The following is a 23,271-nucleotide window of genomic DNA, read 5'->3' on the forward strand; positions in this document are numbered from 1 at the left end:
CTGCTGGGACGGGCGAGGCCCTGTCTAGATGGTTTTCGAAGCAGCACCCAGCGTTGCACCCTGTTTTGATGTCTGTCAAGCTAGAGAAATGTCGAAACAAGCTCTGCCGGTCGTGGACCTCCAAGCGGTGGCCTGTTGTGCGCCGCTCGCGGTGCGCCCGATGGACGCCGAGCAGGCCGCGGTGGTCGCGCCGATGTTCAAGGCACTCGGAGACCCCGTCCGGCTGCGTCTGATGTCGATGATCGCCTCGGTGCCGGAGATGTGCGTGTGCGACCTGACCCCGGCGTTCGACCTGTCCGGGCCGACCATCTCCCACCATCTCAAGGTGCTGCGCGAGGCCGGCCTGGTCGACTCCGAACGACGCGGCACGTGGGTGTGGTACAGGGTCAGGCCGGAGGCGTTCCGTCAGCTCGGCGCGCTGCTCGACCTGCCCGCCGCGACGGCCAGCGGCAGCGAGTGAGCCGCGCCCTCGCCCGCCGTGCGTCGGCCGAGTTCGCCGGCACCGCGCTGCTCGTCGCCGCCGTGGTCGGGTCGGGGATCGCCGCCGCCCGGCTCTCCCCCGGCGACGTCGGCCTCCAACTCCTGGAGAACGCGATCGCCACCGCGCTGGCGCTCGGCGCGCTGATCCTGACGTTCGGGCCGGTGTCCGGCGCGCACTTCAATCCCGTCGTGTCCGCCGTCGACTGGTGGCTCGGCCGCCCCGCAGGCACCGGCCTCACCAGCGCCGACCTCGCCGCCTACTGCGCCGCCCAGACAGCCGGCGCGGTCGCCGGATCCGTGCTGGCGAACCTCATGTTCGACCTTCCCGCCGTCGCCTGGTCACACACCCGCCGCACGGGCGGGCACCTGTGGCTCGCCGAGATCGTCGCCACCGCCGGTCTGGTCGTCCTCGTCTTCGCCCTCGCCCGCACCGGCCGCTCCTCTGCGGCCCCGGCCGCCGTCGGCGCCTACATCGGTGCGGCCTACTGGTTCACGTCGTCCACCTCGTTCGCCAACCCCGCCGTCACCATCGGCCGGACCTTCACCGACACCTTCGCCGGCATCGCCCCCACCTCGGTGCCCGGCTTCGTGGCCGCCCAACTCGTCGGCGGCCTGGTCGCCGTCGCCGCCCTCGCCGCCTGGTACCCCCATGCCGAGCGCGCCGCCGACGCCGTCCTTCTGCCCCAGCTAGCCGAGGAGACCGAAGCGCGATGAGCGGCAAGCCCAGCGTCCTGTTCGTCTGCGTCCACAACGCCGGGCGCTCCCAGATGGCCGCCGGCTGGCTCCGCCACCTCGCCGGCGACACCATCGACGTGCGCTCCGCCGGCAGCGAGCCCGCCGACCGGATCAACCCCGTCGCCGTCCAGGCGATGCGCGAGGTCGGCATCGACATCACCGACCACACGCCCGTACGCCTCACCTGGGACGCCGCCGAGACCAGCGACGTCATCGTCACCATGGGCTGCGGCGATGCCTGCCCGGTCTTCCCAGGAAAACGCTACGAGGACTGGAAGCTCACCGACCCCGCCGGACAACCGCTCGACGTCGTCCGCGAGATCCGCGACGACATCAAGAGTCGGGTGAGCGCGCTGGTGGCCGAACTGTCGTGAAAGGCGCCGCCGTCTGTCACACGTCGGCTCCTGTATATACAGCCATACTGGTCTCGTGCCCCACGCCGTGCCCCGCTACCAGGCCATCGAGCAGGCGTTGCGGCAGCGCATCCGCGACCTGGCACCGCATGCACCCGTGACATCGGAGTCGCAGCTGGCCATCGAGTTCGGGGTGAGCCGAATGACGGCGCGGGGGGCGGTGACGCGGCTCGTCAACGCCGGTCTGGTCTATCGCGAATCCGGGCGCGGCGCATTCGTGGCACCCCCGCAGCCGAATCGCCGCGCGGACAGCCTCGTCCGCTTCACCGAACAGATGCGGCGGGAGGGTAAGGCAGCAACGTCACGACTGATCAGTACGAAGACGCGCGCGGCCACAGCCTCGGAGAATGCCGAGTTGCGGCCCGGCCGGAACGGCGTGATCGAGGTACGCCGGGTGAGGCTCGCCGACGGAACGCCCATCGCCGTCGAGACGGCCGTCTTCACGGCCGCACTGTCCGCCCTGCTGAAGGCCGACCTCACCGCGTCGATGCACGCGGCACTGGTACGCCTGGGCCGCGTCCCCTCCAGTGGCCGAGCCACCGTCACCGCTGATTGCGCAACCAGCGACGACGCGAATCTGCTCCAGGTTCCGCTCGCATCGCCCGTACTCGTCGAGCGGCGTCTCATCGACGATCAGCACGGGCATCCCCTGGAACGCACCGAGAGCCGATACGCCGGCAACCGGTACGGCCTCGACGTGCTCTTCGACGTCGACCAGTCGTGACCTCTGCCCTTCTCAGCGAGCGAACGGAGATGGAAGGAACCATGCGTACCGTTGCTGAAGTCGCCAAGATGATCGACCACTCGCTGTTGCGGCCACAGCTGACCACCGACGACATCGAAGCCGGATGCGACCTTGCGGCCCGCTACCGGGTCGCCTCCGTGTGCGTCCGGCCGTGTGACGTGCCCGTCGCCGTGGCTCGCCTCGGCGACACAGGAGTTCTTGTAGGGACCGTTGTGGGCTTCCCGCACGGCAGCACCGCCACGCCCGTGAAGGTGGCCGAGACCCGCCTGGCGATCGAACAGGGCGCGGCCGAGATCGACATGGTGCTGAACATCGGACGGCTACGATCCGGAGACGTAGCGTTCGTCGAGAACGACATTCGGACGGTCGTCACCGCCGCGGCCCGCGTTCCCGTGAAGGTGATCCTCGAGAACGCCTACCTCACCGACGAGGAGAAGGTGGCCGGCTGCCAGGCCGCCGAACGCGCGGGCGCCGCCTTCGTCAAAACGTCCACAGGCTTCGCCGACGGCGGAGCCACGATGACGGATCTGCGCCTCATGCGCGCCTCGGTGTCGCCAGCGGTCCAGGTCAAGGCAGCCGGCGGGGTCCGCACACTGGACGTGCTCCTCGCGATGGCCGACCTCGGCGTGACCAGGTTCGGCGCCACCGCGACCGCCACGATTCTCGACGACCTGGAGCACCGCCTGCGGCACGGCACCCCGCTCGTCACGCAGCACGCAGAGCCGGCAGGTACGTACTAGGTGACGGCTACTGCCGAGGAACCCTCGTCATCGCCGGCCAACGCATCCACGTCGGCAACGCCCACGCCGGAGCAACCCGCACCGTCGAGGCCTTCGACACCACCTTCCGTGTCTACGACGGCGACCAGCTCGTCGCCCAAGTCCCCTCGATCCACCACCAAGGCCATCGCTAGATTCAAAGCCGGTGAACCAGAGCCTCCGCGACGGACAGCGGACAGAGCAGCCGCGCCGGTCTCACGCAGCTGACAAGGCAAGGAGTAGCAGTTCGGTGAGCTTCCATATGCACCTGCGGGCCACCGCCACCAACGAGGTCCCGGAGGACTTCTCGTCGCTGCTTGACTTCATGTCTACCGCCTGGGAGGCGCACCAGAAGGAGTACGCAGCTGGCGTCGCCCATTCCATCGACAAGGACTTCGGCAACGTCCACGAGCTCTACACCATGGGCCTGGACCACAGCGACGGCACAAACCCGGCCAACAACCTGCCGATCTTCGGCGGGCGCCACATACACAGCCCCGCAGAAGACCAACCACCGTTCGTTCTCCTCGACCCGGCCGAAGTGCACAGAACCGCAGACTTCCTTCAGACCCTTTCGTTCGACGAACGCTGGCGCATAGCAGGAATGATGCTCTCCACGCCGTACATCGGGTGGGAGGACGAGAACGCGGCCAGGAAGATCTACCTCGGCCATCACGACGCCCTGCGCACCTTCTACCGGGGGGCAGCGCGAGCGGGAGACGCCGTGATCAAAGCCTTCTGGTATTAGGCCAGCAGCGCGGCGCAGGAAGGCTAGCCGCTCGACCCCCAGCGGACTACTCTCACACAAGATCGTCTAGCCGGACGTGTCACCCACGTCCCGAGACTGATCTGTCACGCAGGTCCTGAGACCCGACATCGCCGGCAGCCGGCTGTCCTGTCGAGCCCGGCCGTGGATGCTGTCGCCTTCCGGCGCTACAGGCGGCTGGCTTGGTGTTCGAGGAAGTCTCGCGCGTCTGCTTGGGCCTCGGGCGACGCCGCCGAATGCCCGGCCGCCAGTCGCAGCAGCTCAAACCACTCGGGGGCGTCGGAAGAGCCGGTGTTGAGTCGGCGGTTGGCCATCCAGACGGTCAACGGGGTCGGCTTGCGGCGCAACGATTCGGCGAGCAACGGAGGGTAGCCGCTCCATGCCTCCAAAGCGTGCACGATCGGGCCTGGGCTGCCCATGTCCGCGGCGTCGAGGCGCTCCATGAGTGAGTAAAGCAGCGGTGCCCACCGTTCCGGGTCGTCCCGCTCGATCAGCTCGGCACAGATCGCCTGTAGCCGGCCAGCGCCGTCGGCGTTGATGTTCATGGGGTCGAAGTCGAGCAGCGTGAGCGCCTCCAGCTCGGCGGCAATCCCAGTGAGGCTCCGGCTCATGCTCGAAGCCTACGGCCACCGCTGGCTGGTCCCGGGACTGTAAGACGAACGGCACCTCTCTGTGTCAAGTCGTCGGCAACAGAGAGGTCTCCGTTCGTTTGACAGATCCTCACGATGAGGATCTACGAGCACAGCGGGCTGACCGAGCAGACAGAGGCACTGCGGAAGTTGGGCGAGGCGTTCGGCTCAACTCGTTGATGTCAGCGGTAGATGTCAGGCACCCGCCCGATCAGGAAGAGATCCTGAGATCGGGCGGGTTTTACCTGGTCGAATGTGGTGGGCGCGGCAGGTTTCGAACCTGCGACCCCTCGCTTGTAAGGCGAGTGCTCTCCCACTGAGCTACGCGCCCGGACGCCCCCGTACGGCGGGCCGGTGGCTGGCAAGCTTACCCTGCTCGCCTCCGGCCCGGGCGCACGGCGTGGCCGGTCAGCGGGTTCAGGCTGCCGCGGCCTCGGCCAGCGCCTTGCGCCAGCCCTGCTGGTCGCGGGCCTCCCCCGGCATGTTCATCTCGGCGAACCGGACCACGCCGGCCTTGTCGATCACGAAGGTGCCCCGGTTGGCGACTCCGGCGACCTCGTTGAAGACGCCGTACGCCTGGGCGACAGCGCCGTGCGGCCAGAAGTCGGCGAGCATGGGGAACTGGTAGCCCTCGCGGTCGGCCCACACCTTGTGGCTGTAGACCGAGTCGACGCTGACGGTCAGCACCTGGACCTCGTCGTTCACGTACTCGTCGAGGTTGTCCCGGACCTCGCACAGCTCACCCTGGCAGATGCCGGTGAAGGCGAGCGGGTAGAAGACCAGCAGCACCGTGCGGCGGCCCCGGAAGGCGGAGAGCCGGACCTCCTGGTTGTTCTGGTCCTTCAGCACGAAGTCGGGCGCCTCGGCGCCAACCGCGATGGGCATGCGGAAGCTCCTCGGATGGGGGTCGGGACGGCACCAGCGTGCCACACCCGGCGGTGGTCCCGCCGGGCGACCGGGCGGCCCGCCGCCCCTGTCCGGGCGGCGCGCGTGGCCGCTACTTCTTGCCCTTGGCCCCGCGGCGCAGGACGAGGCGGGCGCCGCTCCAGTCCCGGCCCGCGTTGATCGTCGAGGTCTGCTGGAGGCCGGCCGTGGGGGCGGACTCGGCGATCTCGCTCGGCTCGACGTGGCCCTCGCGCCCGGCCTTGGGCGTCAGCAGCCACACGACCCCGTTGTCGGCCAGCGGGCCGAGGGCGTCGACGAGGAGTTCGAAGAGGTCACCGTCGCCGTCGCGGTACCAGACCAGCACCGCGTCGACGACCTCGTCGGTGTCCTCGTCGACCAGCTCTCCACAGCGGTCAGTCAGGGCGTCGCGGAGGTCGTGGTCGACGTCGTCGTCGTACCCCATCTCCATGACGACCATGCCCGGCTCGATCCCGAACCGGTCCGCCAGGCTGCGTACCCCGTCGGCGGCCTGACCAGCGGTCGCGCTCACTGTCGCGTGCCTCCTCATCTCGTCCCTGCTCGCGGCGCCTGGTCGACGCCGTCAGGCAAAGTCCACACAAGTTGTGCCTCCCTGCGCAAGTGGCGCACCGGGTGGAACGGAATTTACCGTGCCAGCAGCGTCCGGGCACCCTCGGTAATGGCTTCCGCGGAGACCAGAACCTGACGCGCGGCCGGACCTAATGGTACAAACGAGTCAACTCCGGCGACCCGCCGCGCCGCACCGACATATCCGGCATCGACCAGTGCGGCGATGACTCCCTCGCCGACCCCGCCGGACCGGCGCGTCTCGTCCACCACCAGCACCCGCCCGGTCGCCGAGGCCTCCCGGATGATGTCACCGACGGGCAGCGGGGCCAGCCAGCGGAGGTCCACCACGCGGGTGCCCACCCCCTCGTCGGCGAGCGCCGCGGCGGCCCGCAGCGACATCCGTACGCCGTTACCGAAGGTGATGATCGTGAGGTCCTCGGCCGACCCCACCCCGTACACGCGGGCGCGGCCGACCGGCACGTGCGCGGCCGCCCAGGCGCCCGGCTCGGCGTAGCCGGCGAGCCACTCCCCGTCGCCGTCGGCGTAGAGGTCACGGGTGTGGTAGAGCGCGATCGGCTCCAGGAACACGCAGACGCTGCCGTCGACCGCCGCGCTGGCCAGGCAGGTACGCAGCATCGGCGCGGCGTCGTCGGGCCGCGCCGGCACGGCGATCACCAGGCCCGGCACGTCCCGGAGCACGGCCACCGAGTTGTCGTTGTGGAAATGCCCGCCGAACCCCTCCTGGTAGGCGAGGCCGGCGACGCGCACCACCATCGGGTTGCGGTACGCCCCCTGCGAGAAGAACTGCATGGTGGCCGCCTCGCCGCGCAGCTGGTCCTCGGCGTTGTGCAGGTACGCCAGGTACTGGATCTCGGGGACCGGCAGCATCCCGGCCAGCCCGGCGCCCAGGCCGAGCCCGAGGATCGAGGTCTCGTCGAGCAGGGTGTCGAAGACCCGGGCCGGCCCGAACCGGTCGCGCAGGCCCTTCGTCACCCCGTAGACGCCGCCCTTGGCGGCCACGTCCTCCCCGAAGACGGCCATCCGCGGGTGGTCGAGCATACCGTCGGCGAGCGCCGCGTTGATGCTCTGGGCGAGGGTGAGCGGGCCGGACAGCTCCGGCGGCTTGCCGCCGAACGCCTCGGCCCGCGCGACCGCGCCGGGACCGGCGGCGCGGGCCGCCGCGTCGGCGACCGCCCGCGCGACCCGCGCCGGACGCCGGGGCGCCAGCGGGGCCACCACCTCGGCCGGGCTCGTGAGCTTCGGCTCGCCGATCACCTCCTCGGCGATTCGCCGCACCTGCCAGCCGATGTCGTCGTACCGGGCCAGCAGCTCCTCGGCGGTGGCCACCCCGGCCTCGACGAGCGCCCGCGCCAGGGCGACCACGGGGTCACGGTCGAGGTCGGCGCTGATCTCCGCGGGGCTGCGGTACGCCGTCTCGGCGTCCGCCCCGGCGTGGCCCATGATCCGCACGGTGCGCAGGTGCAGCACGGCGGGGCGGCGGTGCCGGCGGACCCACCCAGCCGCCTCCTCGGCCACCGCGTACGCCTCCACCGGGTTCGCCCCGTCGGCGGCGAAGTAGCGGATCCCCGGCCGGGACCGCAGCGCCGTCTCCACCCAGCCCTGCGGCGACCGGACGCTGATGCCGAGGCCGTTGTCCTCGCAGACGAAGAGCACGGGGATCCGCAGGCCGGTGTGGTCGTACCAGCCGGCCGTGTTGAGCGCGGCCGTGGCGCTGGCGTGGTTGACCGAGGCGTCGCCGAACGAGCAGACCACGATCGAGTCCGGCGGCCAGGGCGCGGGCGCGTCGTCGGCGCCTCCGATGCGCACCGCGCCGCCGGCCCGCCGGGTCTCCGTGCGCCGCAGCCGCTCGACGGCGAGCCCCATGCCGACCGCCCGGGGCAGGTGCGAGGCGATCGTCGACGTCGTGGGCACCACGGCGAGGTCGGGATGGCCGAAGACCTTGTGCCGGCCACCGGCCACCGGCTCCCGCGCCGAGGCGACCATGCCGCGCAGCACGTCCCGCGCCGCGGCCGCGTACGCCCAGGGGCGCTCGTGCCGGTCTCCGGCGCCCTCGGAGCCGTCGGCCGCCTCCGTTCCGTGGCCGGTCGCCGCGCCGGTCGGGGCGTCGCGGACCTCGCCGGCCACCTCCGTTTCATGGCCGGTCGCCGCGCCGGTCGGGGAGTCGGCGTCCTCGCCGCCCGCCTGCGGTGCGGCCGGCGCCTCGGTGGCGTCCGCACCGTCGGCCCCGGTGGTCCCGGCGTCGGGCGCCGCTGCGGTCCCGGCCGGTTCGGGCGCGGCCTGGGCGGCGCGGACGCAGTAGAACGCGCCGGAGCGGTAGTGCAGCAGCGCCGGGTCGGTGGGCCGCAGCACGGCGGCGATCATGGCGTTGGCCTCGTGGCCGGCCGAGCCGATCGTGTAGAAACCCTCGCCGAAGCTGCGCAGCCAGCGTCCGGCCAGGTCCAACTGCCGGCTCGTGACCTGGGCGTCGAAAAGGTCCAGGGCTCGTGCGCCGGTCAGCGTCGCGCCGTCGGTGACCGGCTCGGCCGGGTCACGCCGCGGGCCGGGGCCGCCCAGTGCGGCCAGCGTCTGCCGGAACCGGTCGTCGAGATCTTGCGGGGTGGTCACGTCGGACAGCATTACCGACGAGGGGCCCTCGCGCCCAGCCGGACACACACCGCCCGAGGGAGGTCAGGACGCCCCGCGCTCCGGCGGGCAGCCGCCATCGGACACCTTCCACACCAGGTCGCGCAGCACGCCCAGCTCCGCGGTGGTGAGCCCGGCCAGCAGTCGGGAGTCCGACATCACCTCGTGCACGCGCTGCCGCATCCGCCGCCCGGCGTCGGTGACGAGGAGTGTCTTCTGCCGCCGGTCGCTGGGGTCGACCCGCCGTTGCACGAGGCCGGCCTGCTCCAGCTTGTCGACGAGGGCGGTCACGTTCGATCGGTCGCACTGCAGCACCTCGGCGAGGTCCCGGGCCGGCAGCGGCCGGTCCGGGTCGAGTTCGTACAGCGCGCGGGCCGCGGCCGGGGTGAGGCCGAGATCGGCGATCTCGACGTCCTGGTGGTGCCGGATGGCCGAGGCGACGTGCATCATCCGGCGTACGGCGTCGCCGGCCAGCCCGGAACGGTCCCCCGGCTCGGGAACGCCGCTGCCGGTGCGGTGGCTCATGCCGTCCAGTCTACGTGCGGAAACCCAGAGTTGATCAGCCCGTGCGACGTGGGTCGGCGGCGGGTCCGACGCGTACGGTTCAGCCGGCGAGGAACGAGAAGCGGACCTGGCGGGTCGGGTTGTCGCCGTTGGTGTCGACGAGGCAGAGCGACTGCCAGGTGCCGAGCGCGAGCCGGCCGCCCAGGACCGGCAGCGTGGCGTACGGCGGCACGAACGCGGGCAGCACGTGGTCGCGACCGTGGCCCGGCGAGCCGTGCCGGTGCCGCCAGCGGTCGTCGGCGGGCAGCAGGTCGCCGAGCGCGGTGAGCAGGTCGTCGTCGGAGCCGGACCCGGTCTCGATGATCGCGAGCCCGGCGGTCGCGTGCGGCACGAAGACGTGCAGCAGGCCGTCGCCCTCGCCGGAGACGAAGCTCTGCGCCTCGGCGGTGATGTCGCGGACGGCCGGCCGGGAACCGGTCTGGACGGTGATCACGTCACTACGCATACGTCGCATTCTGCCCCAGGGTGGGGTCAGTAACCGCCGCCGCCCGAGTCCCCACCGGACCAGCCCCCGGAATCCGAGCCCGACCAGCCACCGCCCGCGTCGGCCCCGGACGAGTCGCCGGAGTCCCGTCCACCGCGGTCGGACCAGTCGGCGTGGTTCGAGCCGGCGTCGCCGGTCGGCGGGTACAGCAGCAGACCGCCCGCGCCGTCCCGCCGCCGGGTGGCGGCCCGCGGGCGCCGGAGGTCACGCAACAGGCCGATGCCCAGCAGGGCCACCGTGACGCCCAGCGCCGTGATCAGAAGAGCCGCCACCGGCGACGCGGACCAGGCGGCCACGGCGCCGGTCGCGGCGCCGACGACGCCGACCGCCGTCATGGCCACGCCGAGCGTCCTCGATCCCCACATGCCCGGCAGGATAGGCGGACCGGACAACCGGCCCGGCCGGGTCGACCGTCGCACAAAGTTACCGGCGGGTACCTGTGTTGAGCGTCGCGTCGGGGGGACCAGACGTGACGCCGGGTCCCACGAGGGGGCAGGATGGCGCTAGAGACCTATCCCACACAGAACCGAGGGACCGCCTGTGGCTACGGAACGCAAGCGCCCGGTGATCACCGCCGGCCTGCCGAGCCAGCTTCCGGACATCGACCCTGACGAAACAAGCGAATGGGTCGAGTCGCTTGACGGTGTCATCGACGAGCGCGGAACCAAGCGCGCCCGTTACGTCATGCTGCGCCTGCTGGAGCGGGCCCGGGAGCGTCAGGTCGGGGTGCCGTCCCTGACCACCACGGACTACATCAACACCATCCCCCCGGAGCGCGAGCCGTGGTTCCCGGGTGACGAGCACGTCGAGCGGCGGATCCGTGCCTACATCCGGTGGAACGCGGCGATGCTCGTGCACCGGGCCCAGCGTCCCGAGATCGGCGTCGGTGGGCACATCTCGACCTACGCCAGCTCCGCGTCGCTCTACGAGGTGGGCTTCAACCACTTCTTCCGTGGCAAGAACCACCCCGGTGGCGGCGACCAGATCTTCTACCAGGGGCACGCCTCCCCCGGCATGTACGCGCGCGCGTTCCTCGAGGGCCGGCTCAGCGAGGACCAGCTCGACGGGTTCCGGCAGGAGCTGTCGCACCCCGGTGGCGCGCTGCCGTCGTACCCGCACCCGCGGCTCATGTCGGACTTCTGGGAGTTCCCCACGGTCTCCATGGGTCTGGGCGGTCTCAACGCCATCTACCAGGCCCGCTTCAACCGCTACCTGCACCACCGCGGCATCAAGGACACCTCGGACCAGCACGTCTGGGCGTTCCTCGGCGACGGCGAGATGGACGAGCCGGAGACGCTCGGCGCGATCGGCGTGGCCGCCCGCGAGGAGCTCGACAACCTCACCTTCGTGATCAACTGCAACCTGCAGCGGCTCGACGGCCCGGTCCGCGGCAACGGCAAGGTCATGCAGGAGCTGGAGGCCTTCTTCCGGGGCGCCGGCTGGAATGTGATCAAGGTGGTCTGGGGCCGCGAGTGGGACCCGCTGCTCGCCGCGGACACCGACGGCGCGCTGGTCAACCTCATGAACACCACCCCCGACGGTGACTACCAGACCTACAAGGCGGAGTCCGGGGCGTACGTCCGGGAGCACTTCTTCGGGCGCGACCCGCGGACCCGCAAGATGGTCGAGCACCTCAGCGACGACGAGATCTGGAACCTCAAGCGGGGCGGCCACGACTACCGCAAGCTCTACGCGGCCTACAAGGCGGCCGTGGAGCACACCGGCCAGCCCACCGTGATCCTCGCCAAGACGATCAAGGGCTGGACGCTCGGCTCGCACTTCGAGGGCCGCAACGCCACGCACCAGATGAAGAAGCTGACGCTGGAGGACCTGAAGACCTTCCGCGACCGGCTCTACCTGGACATCCCGGACTCGGCGCTGGAGGACAACCCCTACCTCCCGCCGTACTACCACCCGGGCGAGAAGTCCGACGAGATCGCGTACCTCAAGGAGCGTCGCTCCCAGCTCGGCGGCTACCTGCCGACGCGACGCACCACCGGCAAGCGGCTGGCCATCCCCGGCCCGGAGCGCTTCGCCGACGTGAAGCGCGGCTCCGGCAAGCAGAAGGTCGCCACCACCATGGCCTTCGTCCGTCTGCTCAAGGACGTGATGAAGGACAAGGAGTTCGGCAAGCGCTGGGTGCCGATCATCCCGGACGAGGCCCGCACCTTCGGCATGGACTCGCTCTTCCCGACGCAGAAGATCTACTCGCCGCACGGCCAGCGCTACACCTCCGTGGACCGGGAGCTGTTCCTGTCCTACAAGGAGGCGGTCGGCGGGCAGATCCTGCACGAGGGCATCAACGAGGCCGGCTCGGTGGCCTCGTTCACCGCGGCCGGCACGTCGTACGCCACGCACGACGAGCCGATGATCCCGATGTACATCTTCTACTCGATGTTCGGGTTCCAGCGCACCGCGGACGGGCTCTGGGCGGCCGCCGACCAGATGGCGCGGGGCTTCCTGCTCGGCGCCACCGCCGGCCGCACCACGCTCAACGGTGAGGGGCTCCAGCACGAGGACGGCCACTCGCACCTGATCGCCGCCACCAACCCGGCGGTGGTCGCGTACGACCCGGCGTTCGCGTTCGAGATCGCCCACATCGTCGAGAACGGCCTGCACCGGATGTACGGCGAGGCCCAGGAGAACATCTTCTACTACCTCACCGTCTACAACGAGCCGATCTTCCAGCCGGTCGAGCCGGAGGGCGTGGACGTCGAGGGCCTTCTCAAGGGCATCTACCGCTACTCCCCCGCGCCGAGCGTGGAGGGCGACGCGCCGAAGGCGAACATCCTGGCCTCCGGCACCGGCATGCAGTGGGCGCTCAAGGCGCAGCAGCTGCTCGCCCAGGACTGGGGAGTGGCCGCCGACGTGTGGTCGGTGACCTCCTGGACCGAGCTGCGCCGCGACGCGGTGGAGTGCGAGGAGTACAACCTGCTCAACCCGGGCGCCGAGCAGCGGGTGCCGTACGTGGCCCGCAAGCTGGCCGACGCCGAGGGGCCGAAGGTCGCGGTGAGCGACTTCATGCGGGCGGTACCGGACCTCATCGCCCGCTGGGTCCCCGGCGACTACACCTCGCTGGGCACCGACGGCTTCGGCCTGTCGGACACCCGGCACGCGCTGCGCCGGCACTTCCACGTCGACGCCGAGTCGGTGGTGGTCGGCACGCTGCGGCAGCTCGCGCTCCGCGGCAAGGTGCCGGCCACCGTCCCCGCCGAGGCGGCCAAGAAGTACGCGATCGACGACGTCAACGCGGCCCCGGTCGGCGAGACCGGCGGCGACAGCTGACCTGATCGACAGAAAGGGGTCCGGCGCGCACGCGCCGGGCCCCTTTCTTCACGTCGAGTGGCGGGTCCGCCCCGGCGATCATGCACTTGTGGTGCCGGAGACGTCGTGTTCTGCCTCGCTCCATCCCCCACCACAACTGCATGATCGACGGTGGGAACGGGGGCGGAAGTCGACGATGGTCCGGCGTCCCTGGCGGGAACGCCGGACCATCACCATCGCGGGCGACGCCGGGACACGTCCGGTCAACCGACGGCGGCCAGGTCGGTCAGCCGGGCGAGGGACTCCTCCAGGTCGGCACCGACCCGACGCAGGCCGAGCCGGAGCAGGGCGGCCTTGACCGGCCCGGCGGGCCACCGTACGACGATGAGCCGCACGATCGTCCCGCCCTCCTCCTCGTCCGGGGTCAGCTGTACGTAGATCTCCGTGCGCGCCTCGGCCCGGGCGCCGGCGCCCTTGGCCCGCTCGCGCCACCCGATCAGGGTCGGCTCCTGATAGGCGATCACCTCGGCCTCGTGCGCCGATCCGCGCCCGGCCTGGACCAGCTGCCGTCTGCCGAATCCCTCCCCCGACAGGACCTCGGCCGCACGGACCCCCGCCAGCCAGGCCGGCAGCTGCTCGGCCCGCTGTACGACGTCCCAGACCGCTTCCACCGGCGCCGCCACGTGCGCGCTGCGTTCCACGAGGATCATTTCCGTCTTTCCCCCACTAAGGACATCCGCGATAATCCGCACTGTATGCGCAAAATCGGACTTACCTGGACGGGTTTGGAAAAGACACGCCGAAAACCCTTGCGCCAGCCCGCCGGCGGGCCTATGGCGCATCGGCGGTGCGCGCCCTAGAGTCCCGAACACGATTCACGTCGTGGGAGGGCGACATGACGACCGCGCCACTGCCCCCGTTTCCGCCCGGCTTCCGCTGGGGTGTGTCCACCTCGGCGTACCAGATCGAGGGCGCGACCACGGCCGACGGCCGGGGACCGTCCATCTGGGACACCTTCGCGCGCGACCCCGGCCGGATCGTCGACGGCAGCACCGGCGACGAGGCGTGCGACCACTACCACCGGTACGCCGAGGACGTCGGTCTGCTCGCGGACCTCGGGGTGTCCGCGTACCGTTTCTCCGTCGCCTGGCCCCGGGTGCAACCCACCGGTGCCGGCACCGCCAACCCGGCCGGTCTGGACTTCTACGACCGCCTGGTCGACGCGCTGCTCGACGCCGGGGTCGAGCCGGTCGCCACGCTCTTCCACTGGGACCTGCCGCAACCCCTCGAGGACGCGGGCGGCTGGCTGCACCGGGACACGGCGGCCCGCTTCGCCACGTACGCGGATCTGACCGCCGCCCGTCTCGGCGACCGGGTGAAGCTCTGGATCACCCTGAACGAGCCGTTCGTCCACATGAGCCTCGGGCACGGCACGGGGACCCACGCACCGGGCCGGGCGTTGCTCTTCGACGCCTTCCCGGTCGCCCACCACCAGTTGCTCGGGCACGGCCTCGCCGTGGCCGCGCTGCGCGCCCGCACCACGAGCCCGGTGGCCATCGCCAACAACTACTCGCCGGTGCGGCTCGCCGGAAACTCCGATGCCGACCGGGCCGCCGGGGCGGCGTACGACGCGCTGCACAACCGGCTCTTCACCGACCCACTGCTCGGCCGGGGCTACCCCGACGGGCCGGGCCTCGACCCCGGCGTGGTGCGCGACGGCGACCTCGACGCCATCGCCGCCCCGATCGACGTGCTGGGGGTCAACTACTACAACCCGACCGGCATCCGGGCTCCCGCGCAGGGCTCGCCGCTGCCGTTCGAGATCGTGCCGCTGGCCGGGTACCCGCGCACCGCCTTCGACTGGCCGGTGGCCCCGGACGGGCTGCGCGACCTGCTGCGGTGGCTGCGGGACACGTACGGCGACGCGCTGCCGCCGATCCAGGTCACCGAGAGCGGCTGCGCGTACGACGACGTGCCGGACGCCGACGGGCGGGTGCACGACGCGGAGCGGATCGCCTACCTGGACGGGCACGTCCGGGCCGTACGCGAGGCGATCGACGCCGGCGTGCCGGTGACCGGGTACTTCGTCTGGTCGCTGCTCGACAACTGGGAGTGGGCGGAGGGGTTCACGAAGCGGTTCGGCCTCGTGCACGTCGACTACGCCACGCAGCGGCGTACGCCGAAGTCCTCGTACGCCTGGTTCCGCGACCTGGTGCGGCGATGACGACGCTGGATCCGACGCCGGCCTCGCTGCCGGCGGCGCTCGCCGAGCCGACGGTGCCGGTCCGGTGCGGCTGGATCGCGTTGGTCTTCGCGGCCAACCTCGGCGTCTGGATGGCCTTCTTCACCCCGATCCAGGTGCTGCTGCCGCAGCAGGTCGAGCGGATCGTGCCCGGCGACAAGGAGGCCGCGCTAGCCGTCGTCACCGGCCTCGGCGCGCTCGCCGCGGTGCTGGCCAACCCGCTCGCCGGCGCGCTGTCGGACCGCACGGTGCTGCGGATCGCGAACCGGCACCTCGGCCGCCGGCACGTGTGGACCGCCACGGGCGCGGTGCTCGGCGCGCTGGCCCTCGTGCTGCTGGCCCGGCAGGACACCATCGCCGGGGTGGCGGTCGGCTGGGTCGCCGCCCAGGTGTGTTTCAACGCGATGCTGGCCAGCCTCACGGCGGCGATCCCCGACCGCGTCCCGGTCGCCCAACGCGGCGGCGTCTCCGGCTGGGTGGGCATCCCGCAGGCGCTCGGCCTGGTGGTCGGCGCGGTGCTGGTCACCGCCGTGGTGACCGGCAACGAGGCCGGGTACGCGGCCATCGGCCTGGCCGTGCTGCTGCTGGCGCTGCCGTTCGCGCTGCTCACCGAGGACGACCCGCTGCCCCGCGCGCACCGGGCGCCGCTGCGGCTGCGCGCGCTGCTCGCCTCCATGTGGATCAGCCCGCGCCGGCACCCGGACTTCGCCTGGGCCTGGTTCACCCGGTTCCTGGTCCAGACCGGCAACGCCCTGGGCACGCTCTACCTGCTGTACTTCCTCACCGACGGCGTGCGGGTGGCCGATCCCGAGGGCGCGCTGCTCGTGCTCATCCTGCTCTACACGCTCGGGATGGTGCTCACCGCCGTGGTGGCCGGTCGGTTGTCCGACCGCTCCGGGCGGCGGAAGGTCTTCGTGATCGTCTCCGGGCTGATCATGATGGTGGCCGCGCTGCTGTTGGCCGTGGCGCCCACCTGGTCGATGTCGATCGTCGCGGCGCTGCTGCTCGGCGCCGGCTACGGGGTCTACCTCGCCGTGGACGCGGCGCTCATCACCCAGGTGCTTCCGGCGGCCACCGACCGGGCCAAGGACCTCGGGGTGATCAACATCGCGAACTCGGCCCCGCAGGTGCTCGGCCCGGCGCTCTCCGCCCCGATCGTGGTCCACCTGGGCGGCTACCCCACCCTGTACGCGGTCACGGCGGCCGTCACACTGCTCGGCAGCGCCCTCGTACTCAAGATCAGGTCGGTTCCCTGAACCGGCCCCCTGCCGGAAAGCGGTGGCGCGCCGCCGTAGGCTGGAGGACGTGACGGTACGTGTACGCTTCGCCCCCTCCCCGACCGGTATGTTCCACGTCGGCGGCGCCCGCTCGGCGCTGCAGAACTGGATCTACGCCAAGCAGCAGGGCGGCGTGTTCGTGCTGCGCATCGAGGACACCGACGCGGCCCGCAACAGGCCCGAATGGACCGAGGGCATCCTGTCGGCCCTCGACTGGATCGGCATCGCCCGAGGCAGCTACGAGGGCCCGTACTTCCAGTCGTCGTACGCCGGCGAGCACCGTGCCGCGGCGCAGCGCCTCTACGAGGGTGGCCGCGCGTACTACTGCGACTGCACCCGGGAGGACGTGCAGGCCCGCACCGGCTCCCAGTACTCCGGCTACGACGGCTACTGCCGCGACCGGGGGCTCACGCCCGGCGAGGGTCGCGCGCTGCGCTTCCGTACGCCCGACGAGGGCGAGACCGTGGTGGTCGACCTGATCCGCGGCGAGCCGACGTTCGAGAACAAGCTCATCGAGGACTTCGTCATCGCCCGCGGCAACGGGTCCCCGGTCTTCCTGCTCGCCAACGTGGTCGACGACATGTCCATGGGGATCACCCACGTGATCCGGGCCGAGGAGCACCTGCCCAACACGCCGAAGCAGCAGCTGCTCTGGGACGCCCTCGGCGTGAAGCCGCCGGTCTGGGCCCACGTGCCGGTGGTCGTCAACGAGAAGCGGCAGAAGCTGTCCAAGCGGCGGGACAAGGTCGCCCTGGAGGCGTACCGGGACGAGGGCTACCTCGCCGACGCGATGCGCAACTACCTGATGCTGCTCGGCTGGGCCCCCTCCGGCGACCGGGAGATCGTGCCCTGGTCGGTGATCGAGGAGGAGTTCCGGCTGGAGGGGGTGAACCCCTCCCCCGCCTTCTTCGACGAGAAGAAGCTGCGCGCGTTCAACGGCGAGTACATCCGGGCGCTGTCGGTCGAGGACTTCGTGGCCGCCTGCCGCCCGTGGCTCACCGGCACCGACACGATCGCCCCGCCGCCGTGGCAGCCGGCCGAGTTCGACGCGACGGTGTTCGCCGCGGTGGCGCCGCTGGCGCAGACCCGGATCGCGGTGCTCAGCGAGATCGTGCCGAACGTCGACTTCCTCTTCCTGGCCGACCCGCTGATCGACGAGGCGGCCTGGGCCAAGGCCATGAAGGAGGGCTCCGCCGAGCTGCTGGACGCCGCCACGGCGGCCTTCGAGGCGCTGCCGTCCTGGGAGGCGGAGCCGATCAAGGCGGCCCTGGAGGCGGTCGGCGCCGAGCGGGGGCTGAAGCTCGGCAAGGCGCAGGCGCCGGTCCGCGTCGCCGTCACCGGCCGGACCGTGGGGCTGCCGCTGTTCGAGTCGCTGGAGGTGCTCGGCCGCGAGCGCACGCTCGCCCGCCTGCGCGCCGCCCGCGTACGCCTGGTCTGACGACGCTCAGCGACGGGCGGCGCGGCGGCGTAGCAGGAAGCCGGCGGCCAGGGCGGCGAGCAGCACGAGGGCGCCGATCGCCCAGAGCCAGCCGCTGGTCTCGTCCCGCTCGTCGGCGGCGGGCACCGCGGCCGCGCTGGGAGTGGGGGCGTCCGGTCCCGCCGTGTTCGGCGGCGGGACCGCGCCGGACGGTGTCGCGGCGGGCGCCGACGTCGCCGGCGCCGTCCCGCCCGTGGGCGACGTGGTGGGTGACGCCGTGGCCGAGGGGTCGGCCGGGGTGCCCGAGGTGAGCGTGAACCGCACCTCGCCCTTCACCGGGTGCCCGTCGCCCGACGCCACCTGGTAGGCCACGATGTAGAGCCCGGCCTTGCCGGGCTTGAACGGCACGGTCGCGCGACTGCCCGAGAAGGTCGGCGCGCCGCCCGTGGCGGCCACATTGTCCGGCCCGGTGACTGTGATCTTCGTCGTACCCGGGTCCAGCCGGGACAGGAACCGCAACTCGACGCGGGCCGGCGCGGTCGCGATCCGGGCCCCGTCGCGCGGATCGCTGCCGGTCAAGGAGTTGTGCGCGGCGGCCGGTGTCGCCGGCAGCACCAACGACACACCGAGCGCCACGCCGGACACCGCTAGCACGGCGCGCGCCACACGTGCGACCCTGCCCCCCATGGACTCCTCCGTAAAGGTACGATCCGCCCGCTGATCAACGGCTGTTCATTTTGTCGGGCCGAGATCGCAGATAGTTCCAATTACTGTTCCACGTGCTGCAACCATTCAACATTCTGCGGAGTCTTGAGGTGGGGCGCCCGGCCGCTCGGTCCGGTCACCGTCGCCGACCGACGTCAGGCGCAGCGAAGCCATCCATCGAACGGGGCGAGGAGGCGGCGATGGTCCGACAGGTGAGGCGGCTTGTCGCCGTGTTGGCCGCCACGCTGACCGCGGCCCTGTCCCTCGGCTTCGCCGGCGCCGCCCACGCGGCACCGAAGCCGCCACCGCCGCCGCCCGGGGTCGACATCAGCGGCACCGGGCTCGCCGCGCCGCTGCGGTTGCGTATCGACACCCAGCAGACGCTGGTGAACGCCGTGATCGACCAGGTCAACTTCCTCGGGCGCACGGCCACGGCCAGCGTGCCGAAGAAGGCCGACCTCGGTCCGAAGTACACGGTCGTCGTGCTGGCCGGGGACACTCCGAAGCAGACGTACGACCTCTACCCGAAGGCCGTCGGCGGGCCCCGGATCTACCGGCCCGCCAAGCAGCCGGACTCGCGCAAGGTCGCGGCCGGCTGGTTCCTCGGCCGGCTGTCCATGTCCGAGACGCTGCGCACCGCCGGTGTCCCGCTGGAGCGCGAGTTCGACACGGTGAGCGGCGGCGTGGGCGGCGGCGAGCGGGTCATCCCGGAGGACTCGCTGAACCCGGGCCGCGACATCGACGAGGCGTTCGGCGCGCTTCAGCGACTGCTGCTGCTCAACGTGGCGGTCGTACTGGTCATCACCACCGGCCTCGCCGGGATCGCGCTGCTGATCCGCCGCCGCACCCGCTGACCCGCCTCCGGAGGATCAGCACCAGCGCCGCGGCGGCCGCTCGCGACGCCCGCCGCGCTGCGGCGGGCGGACCGGCCCGTGCCGGTGCGCCCCGGCCCACCCGGGCAGGTCGCTGCGGCAGCCCGGCTCGTCGGCCACGGGCTCGGGTTCCGCGGACGGAACCGGCTCCCCGGCCCGCTGGCGCGGCACCGGCGCGTCGTCCTCGGCCCGCTCGGCGGGACGGGCCCCCGCCGGATCCGCCGGGTACGAGGGCAGACCACCGGTGAGCCGACGGTGCTTCGCGGACGGCTGCTGGTCGTGGTGGCCCGGCCGGCAGGGTTCCCCACGGGCGCAGCCGTGCTCGGCCTCCCCCTGCGCCATCCCGGTCTCCTCACACTCGCTGTCGCCCGCCGGCGGTCGCGCCGACGTGCCCTGTCACCGTACTGGCCGGGCCGGACGGCCTGCGCAGGGCGTACCCGGACCGCCGGGCGGCCGGGCTGTCCGCGTACCTCCTTCGGTGGACGTGCCGGCGCGGCGCCTCCTCCGGCGGACGGAGGGAGAGCCGTGGCCGATGTGGTGAGATCGACGCATGCGACTGCCCCCGTGGCTCGCCTCCGGCACCCGGGGCCGGGACCTCGCCCTGGCCGCCACCGCGCTCGTCGGGGGCCTGGTGCTGTTCGCCCTGGGCACCCAGCCGCAGCTGCCGTGGCACCGAAGCCTGCCCGAGACGGTGTTCCTGCCGCCGCTGGGGGCGGCCTGCGCGGCGGTCGCCCTGCGCCGCGTGGCCTCCCGGGCCAGCCTGGCCCTCGGCACGGCGGCCGTCGTGGTCGACCTGGTGCTCGGCGGCTCGCTGAGCACGGTGCTGGTCTACACCCAGGTCCTGTACGACGCGTGCGTGTACGGCCCGCCCCGCGTCTGGCGGTGGCTCCTGCGGGTGACCGGTGTGTTGAGCGTGCTCGGCGCGGCCCTCGGCGTCCTGCTGGTCGGCACCTGGCGCGGCGTGGGTTTCGGCACCCCGGTGGCGTTGGCCGGACTGATGCCGGTGCTGACCGGCATCAGTGTGCGGCAGTACCGCGACCAGGCCGCCGCCGAGCGGACCCGGGCCGAGCAGACCGCGCGCCTCGCCGAGTTGGACCGGCGGCAGGCGGTCGCCGCGGAACGCGCGCGGATGGCCCGGGAACTGCACGACGTGATCGCCAACCACCTGAGCGCCGTGGCCATCCACGCGACCGCCGCGCTCTCCGTGCCCGGCCTGGACCGGACGCAGGTCGAGGCGGCCCTGCGCGTGATCCGGGAGAACAGCGTGCAGGGCCTCGCCGAGATGCGGCAGATGATCGGCGTCCTGCGGGCGCCGGCGGAGCCGCCCGCTCCCGGCGCCGATCCCGAGGGGGCGGTCGCGGCCCGGCTCAGCGAGCTGGACGGGCTGGTCGCGCGGGCACGGACCGCCGGGCTCGCGGTGCGGGTCAGCACCAGCGGCGCACCGGAGGCGCTGCCGGTCGGCGTCGACCTGGCGGCCTACCGGATCGTGCAGGAGTCCCTGACCAACGCTCTCAAGCACGGCGGCGGGGAGGCCGACCTGGAGATCGCGTACCGGCCCGCGGAGGTGGTGGTCACCGTGGAGAACCCGCTGCGCGCCGGCGGGGGCGGGCTGCCCGGCGCCGGCGCCGGCCTCATCGGCATGCGGGAACGCGCGGTGCTGCTGGACGGCCGGTTCGCCGCCGGCCCGCACGACGGCCGCTGGCGCGTCCGGGCGGCGCTGCCCACCGCCCGGGAGGGGTCATGACCGGCCCGGCGAGCCGCGGCGGCGACGCCACGATCCGGGTGGTGCTCGCCGACGACCAGGCCGCGGTACGCGCCGGACTGGGCCTCATCCTGGCCGCCGCCGCCGACATCGAGGTGGTGGGCGAGGCCGGCGACGGCGACGAGGCGGTCCGGCTGTGCCGGTCGCTACGTCCCGACGTCGCCGTGCTCGACGTACGCATGCCGCGCCGTGACGGCGTCGCCGCCACCCGGGAGATCGTCGCCGACCGCCTCGCCGACGTGCTGGTGCTCACCACGTTCGACCTCGACGAGTACGTCTTCGGGGCGCTGCGGGCCGGGGCGGCCGGGTTCCTGCTCAAGGACACCGACGCGGCGGGACTCCTGGCGGCGGTGCGGACGGTGGCGCGGGGCGAGGGGTTCATCGCCCCGGCGGTGACCCGGCGGCTGATCCGGGCGTTCGCGGCCACCGCCCCGCCCGCCGGGGACGCGCCGGCGGCGGCCGTGGACGCCCTCACCCGGCGGGAACGGGACGTCCTGGCCTGCCTGGGCCTCGGCCTGTCCAACCAGCAGATCGCCGACCACCTCGCGATGGCGGAGAGCACCACCAAGACCCACGTCAGCCGGATCCTCGCCAAGCTGGAGCTGCGCAGCCGGGTGCAGGCGGCCATCCTGGCGCAGGAGCTGGGCCTGCCCGCGCCGCCGCCGGCCTGACGTCCACCTCCCGGCCCGGTGGCCGGGTCCGCGACGGCCCCGCCGCGGCCGACCGGTACCGGGCGCGTCGATCCTGGCCAGGGCGTGTGTCAGGCTGATGGGATGGGGAACGAGCCGGGCGACGGGGAGTTGAGCGCCACACTGCGGCGTATCGAACGGTCGGCGGGGTCTCTCGCCACGGCGAGTGTGGCCCGGATGGACGAGACGCTCCCCTGGTTCCGCGCCCTCCCGGCCGACCAGCGCTCCTGGGTCATGGTCGTGGCCCAGGCCGGCGCCCGGTCGCTGGTGCAGTGGCTGCGTTCCGGTGGCGGCAGCGCGGACAGCACCCAGGAGGTCTCCGACGAGGTCTTCGCGGCCGCGCCGCAGGCGCTGGCCCGCTCGATCACGCTCCAGCAGACCGTGGCGCTGATCAAGGTGACGATCGACGTGGTCGAGGAGCAGGTGCCGCACCTCGCGGCGGAGGGCGAGGAGCAGCAGCTGCGCGACGCGGTGCTGCGGTTCTCCCGGGAGATCGCCTTCGCGGCCGCCCGGGTGTACGCCCGCGCCGCGGAGTCGCGCGGCGCCTGGGACGCCCGGTTGCAGGCGCTGCTCGTGGACGCGCTGCTGCGCGGTGACTCGCCGGACGTCCTGGCCAGCCGGGCCGCGGCCCTGGGCTGGGCGGACGCCCCGCCGGTCGCGGTGGCGGTCGGGCGCTCACCGGGCGGGGAGGTCTCGGCCGTGCTGCACACCGTGTACCGCCAGGCCCGGCGGATCGGCGTCGAGGTGATCGGCGGCGTCCACGGCGACCGGCTGGTCATCGTGCTCGGCGGCGCCGCGGACCCGGTGGCCGCCACCGGGAAGTTGCTCGGCGCGTTCGGCGACGGGCCGGTGGTGGTCGGTCCGGCCGTGCCGAGCCTCGACGGCGCCACCGAGTCGGCGCGGTCCGCGCTGGCGGGGTTCCGGGCCGCGCCGGCCTGGCCGGGAGCACCGCGGCCCGTCCCGGCGTCCGACCTGCTGCCGGAGCGCGCGCTGGCCGGCGACGCGGAGGCACGCCGGCGGCTGCGGCACGACGTGTACGCGGCGCTGGTCCGCGCCGGCGGTGAACTGCTGGAGACACTGGACGCGTTCTTCGCCGCCGGGGGAACGCTGGAGAGCGCCGCACGGGCGCTGTTCGTCCACCCGAACACGGTGCGCTACCGGCTGCGCCGCATCGCCGAGGTGACCGGCTTCGCGCCGCTGGCGCCGCGGGACGCGTTCGCGCTCCAGGTGGCGCTGACGGTCGGCCGCCTCGACCCACTGGTCCCGATGGTCCCGACCCAGACAATGGGCCCAGCCGTCGGCAAAACGTCACAGACAAGTGACGATCACCGTTGATTTTTGTAGGATCCGGCC

General features: G+C 72.4%; 25 protein-coding genes and 1 tRNA gene. 14 read left to right on the forward strand and 12 right to left on the reverse strand.

The window, feature by feature from the left end; all coding sequences use genetic code 11:
- Window positions 1–88: 88 nt before the first annotated feature.
- Genes ACSNOA_RS25090 through deoC form a run of 5 tightly spaced genes read left to right on the forward strand, consistent with a single transcriptional unit; the run spans window position 89 to window position 3,113 of the window.
- Entirely contained in the window at window positions 89–460 is a 372-nt protein-coding gene (locus ACSNOA_RS25090) for an ArsR/SmtB family transcription factor (RefSeq protein ID WP_436661934.1), read from the forward strand.
- On the forward strand, window positions 457–1,194 hold the full coding sequence (locus tag ACSNOA_RS25095) for an aquaporin (RefSeq protein ID WP_436661936.1): 738 nt from the start codon (window positions 457–459) through the stop codon (window positions 1,192–1,194). Before ACSNOA_RS25090 ends, ACSNOA_RS25095 begins: the two co-directional genes overlap by 4 nt.
- Window positions 1,191–1,589, forward strand: a complete 399-nt coding sequence (locus ACSNOA_RS25100; RefSeq protein ID WP_436661938.1) for an arsenate reductase ArsC — start codon at window positions 1,191–1,193, stop codon at window positions 1,587–1,589. The genes ACSNOA_RS25095 and ACSNOA_RS25100 overlap by 4 nt, the downstream gene beginning before the upstream one ends.
- A 55-nt stretch (window positions 1,590–1,644) precedes the next feature.
- Window positions 1,645–2,352 carry a GntR family transcriptional regulator gene (locus tag ACSNOA_RS25105; RefSeq protein ID WP_436661940.1) on the forward strand — a complete coding sequence of 236 codons (708 nt, stop codon included), beginning with the start codon at window positions 1,645–1,647 and terminating at the stop codon, window positions 2,350–2,352.
- Window positions 2,349–3,113 carry a deoxyribose-phosphate aldolase gene (deoC, locus tag ACSNOA_RS25110; RefSeq protein WP_436661942.1) on the forward strand — a complete coding sequence of 255 codons (765 nt, stop codon included), beginning with the start codon at window positions 2,349–2,351 and terminating at the stop codon, window positions 3,111–3,113. Before ACSNOA_RS25105 ends, deoC begins: the two co-directional genes overlap by 4 nt.
- Here the strand turns inward: deoC and ACSNOA_RS25115 are convergent.
- Window positions 3,110–3,280, reverse strand: coding sequence for a hypothetical protein (locus ACSNOA_RS25115; RefSeq protein ID WP_436661944.1), 171 nt, complete (start codon window positions 3,278–3,280; stop codon window positions 3,110–3,112). The two genes, deoC and ACSNOA_RS25115, sit on opposite strands and share 4 nt — an antisense overlap.
- A gap of 101 nt (window positions 3,281–3,381) precedes the next feature.
- Here ACSNOA_RS25115 and ACSNOA_RS25120 point away from each other — a divergent pair, with 101 nt between their 5' ends.
- Window positions 3,382–3,879, forward strand: a complete 498-nt coding sequence (locus ACSNOA_RS25120) for a DUF1877 family protein (protein ID WP_436661946.1) — start codon at window positions 3,382–3,384, stop codon at window positions 3,877–3,879.
- A 185-nt stretch (window positions 3,880–4,064) separates the two neighbouring features.
- Here the strand turns inward: ACSNOA_RS25120 and ACSNOA_RS25125 are convergent, their stop codons facing one another.
- The 8 genes from ACSNOA_RS25125 to ACSNOA_RS25160 all read right to left on the reverse strand — a co-directional run bounded on the left by ACSNOA_RS25125 (window position 4,065) and on the right by ACSNOA_RS25160 (window position 10,055).
- Window positions 4,065–4,508, reverse strand: a complete 444-nt coding sequence (locus ACSNOA_RS25125; protein ID WP_436661948.1) for a hypothetical protein — start codon at window positions 4,506–4,508, stop codon at window positions 4,065–4,067.
- Between the two features lie 274 nt (window positions 4,509–4,782).
- Window positions 4,783–4,857: transfer RNA gene (locus ACSNOA_RS25130), tRNA-Val, on the reverse strand.
- Between the two features lie 86 nt (window positions 4,858–4,943).
- Window positions 4,944–5,411, reverse strand: coding sequence for a peroxiredoxin (locus ACSNOA_RS25135; protein WP_436661950.1), 468 nt, complete (start codon window positions 5,409–5,411; stop codon window positions 4,944–4,946).
- A 112-nt stretch (window positions 5,412–5,523) separates the two neighbouring features.
- Window positions 5,524–5,961, reverse strand: coding sequence for a DUF3052 domain-containing protein (locus ACSNOA_RS25140; RefSeq protein ID WP_436661952.1), 438 nt, complete (start codon window positions 5,959–5,961; stop codon window positions 5,524–5,526).
- A gap of 113 nt (window positions 5,962–6,074) precedes the next feature.
- The gene (locus ACSNOA_RS25145) at window positions 6,075–8,636 is read right to left on the reverse strand and encodes a thiamine pyrophosphate-dependent enzyme (RefSeq protein ID WP_436661954.1); all 2,562 of its coding nucleotides are present in this window, start codon (window positions 8,634–8,636) and stop codon (window positions 6,075–6,077) included.
- 51 nt (window positions 8,637–8,687) lie between these two features.
- On the reverse strand, window positions 8,688–9,167 hold the full coding sequence (locus ACSNOA_RS25150) for a MarR family winged helix-turn-helix transcriptional regulator (protein ID WP_436661956.1): 480 nt from the start codon (window positions 9,165–9,167) through the stop codon (window positions 8,688–8,690).
- A gap of 79 nt (window positions 9,168–9,246) precedes the next feature.
- Window positions 9,247–9,651: a YjbQ family protein gene (locus ACSNOA_RS25155; RefSeq protein ID WP_436661957.1), complete on the reverse strand. Its 405-nt coding sequence runs from the start codon at window positions 9,649–9,651 to the stop codon at window positions 9,247–9,249.
- Window positions 9,652–9,677: 26 nt separating this feature from the next.
- Window positions 9,678–10,055 (reverse strand): hypothetical protein, encoded by a 378-nt coding sequence (locus ACSNOA_RS25160; protein ID WP_436661959.1) that lies wholly within the window; start codon window positions 10,053–10,055, stop codon window positions 9,678–9,680.
- 175 nt (window positions 10,056–10,230) lie between these two features.
- Between ACSNOA_RS25160 and aceE the strand changes: the two genes are divergently transcribed.
- On the forward strand, window positions 10,231–12,975 hold the full coding sequence (aceE, locus tag ACSNOA_RS25165; protein WP_436661961.1) for a pyruvate dehydrogenase (acetyl-transferring), homodimeric type: 2,745 nt from the start codon (window positions 10,231–10,233) through the stop codon (window positions 12,973–12,975).
- Window positions 12,976–13,217: 242 nt separating this feature from the next.
- Here the strand turns inward: aceE and ACSNOA_RS25170 are convergent, their stop codons facing one another.
- Window positions 13,218–13,664: an SRPBCC family protein gene (locus ACSNOA_RS25170; RefSeq protein ID WP_436661962.1), complete on the reverse strand. Its 447-nt coding sequence runs from the start codon at window positions 13,662–13,664 to the stop codon at window positions 13,218–13,220.
- Between the two features lie 185 nt (window positions 13,665–13,849).
- Between ACSNOA_RS25170 and ACSNOA_RS25175 the strand changes: the two genes are divergently transcribed.
- The 3 genes from ACSNOA_RS25175 to gltX are packed head-to-tail and all read left to right on the forward strand — an operon-like array spanning window position 13,850 to window position 17,911.
- A complete protein-coding gene (locus ACSNOA_RS25175; protein ID WP_436661964.1) occupies window positions 13,850–15,178 on the forward strand; it encodes a GH1 family beta-glucosidase in 1,329 nt (442 codons plus the stop codon).
- Complete coding sequence (locus tag ACSNOA_RS25180; RefSeq protein WP_436661966.1) at window positions 15,175–16,452, forward strand: MFS transporter; 1,278 nt, start codon at window positions 15,175–15,177, stop codon at window positions 16,450–16,452. Before ACSNOA_RS25175 ends, ACSNOA_RS25180 begins: the two co-directional genes overlap by 4 nt.
- 49 nt (window positions 16,453–16,501) lie before the next feature.
- A complete protein-coding gene (gltX, locus tag ACSNOA_RS25185) occupies window positions 16,502–17,911 on the forward strand; it encodes a glutamate--tRNA ligase (protein WP_436661967.1) in 1,410 nt (469 codons plus the stop codon).
- 6 nt (window positions 17,912–17,917) lie between these two features.
- Here the strand turns inward: gltX and ACSNOA_RS25190 are convergent, their stop codons facing one another.
- Window positions 17,918–18,526 (reverse strand): copper resistance protein CopC, encoded by a 609-nt coding sequence (locus ACSNOA_RS25190; protein WP_436661968.1) that lies wholly within the window; start codon window positions 18,524–18,526, stop codon window positions 17,918–17,920.
- A 269-nt stretch (window positions 18,527–18,795) separates the two neighbouring features.
- On the opposite strand from ACSNOA_RS25190, the gene ACSNOA_RS25195 reads away from it, so the two are divergent.
- Entirely contained in the window at window positions 18,796–19,449 is a 654-nt protein-coding gene (locus ACSNOA_RS25195) for a hypothetical protein (protein ID WP_436661969.1), read from the forward strand.
- A 15-nt stretch (window positions 19,450–19,464) separates the two neighbouring features.
- Here the strand turns inward: ACSNOA_RS25195 and ACSNOA_RS25200 are convergent, their stop codons facing one another.
- A complete protein-coding gene (locus tag ACSNOA_RS25200; protein ID WP_436661971.1) occupies window positions 19,465–19,809 on the reverse strand; it encodes a hypothetical protein in 345 nt (114 codons plus the stop codon).
- A gap of 208 nt (window positions 19,810–20,017) precedes the next feature.
- On the opposite strand from ACSNOA_RS25200, the gene ACSNOA_RS25205 reads away from it, so the two are divergent.
- The 3 genes from ACSNOA_RS25205 (at window position 20,018) to ACSNOA_RS25215 (ending at window position 23,253) form a co-directional block, all read left to right on the forward strand.
- The gene (locus ACSNOA_RS25205) at window positions 20,018–21,211 is read left to right on the forward strand and encodes a sensor histidine kinase (RefSeq protein WP_436661973.1); all 1,194 of its coding nucleotides are present in this window, start codon (window positions 20,018–20,020) and stop codon (window positions 21,209–21,211) included.
- Window positions 21,208–21,900, forward strand: coding sequence for a response regulator (locus ACSNOA_RS25210; protein WP_436661974.1), 693 nt, complete (start codon window positions 21,208–21,210; stop codon window positions 21,898–21,900). Before ACSNOA_RS25205 ends, ACSNOA_RS25210 begins: the two co-directional genes overlap by 4 nt.
- 102 nt (window positions 21,901–22,002) lie before the next feature.
- The gene (locus tag ACSNOA_RS25215; protein ID WP_436661975.1) at window positions 22,003–23,253 is read left to right on the forward strand and encodes a PucR family transcriptional regulator; all 1,251 of its coding nucleotides are present in this window, start codon (window positions 22,003–22,005) and stop codon (window positions 23,251–23,253) included.
- The last annotated feature ends 18 nt before the right edge of the window (window positions 23,254–23,271 follow it).

The sequence above is a fragment of the Micromonospora sp. URMC 103 genome (assembly GCF_051386435.1).
In the GTDB taxonomy this organism is placed as follows: Bacteria; Actinomycetota; Actinomycetes; order Mycobacteriales; family Micromonosporaceae; genus Micromonospora.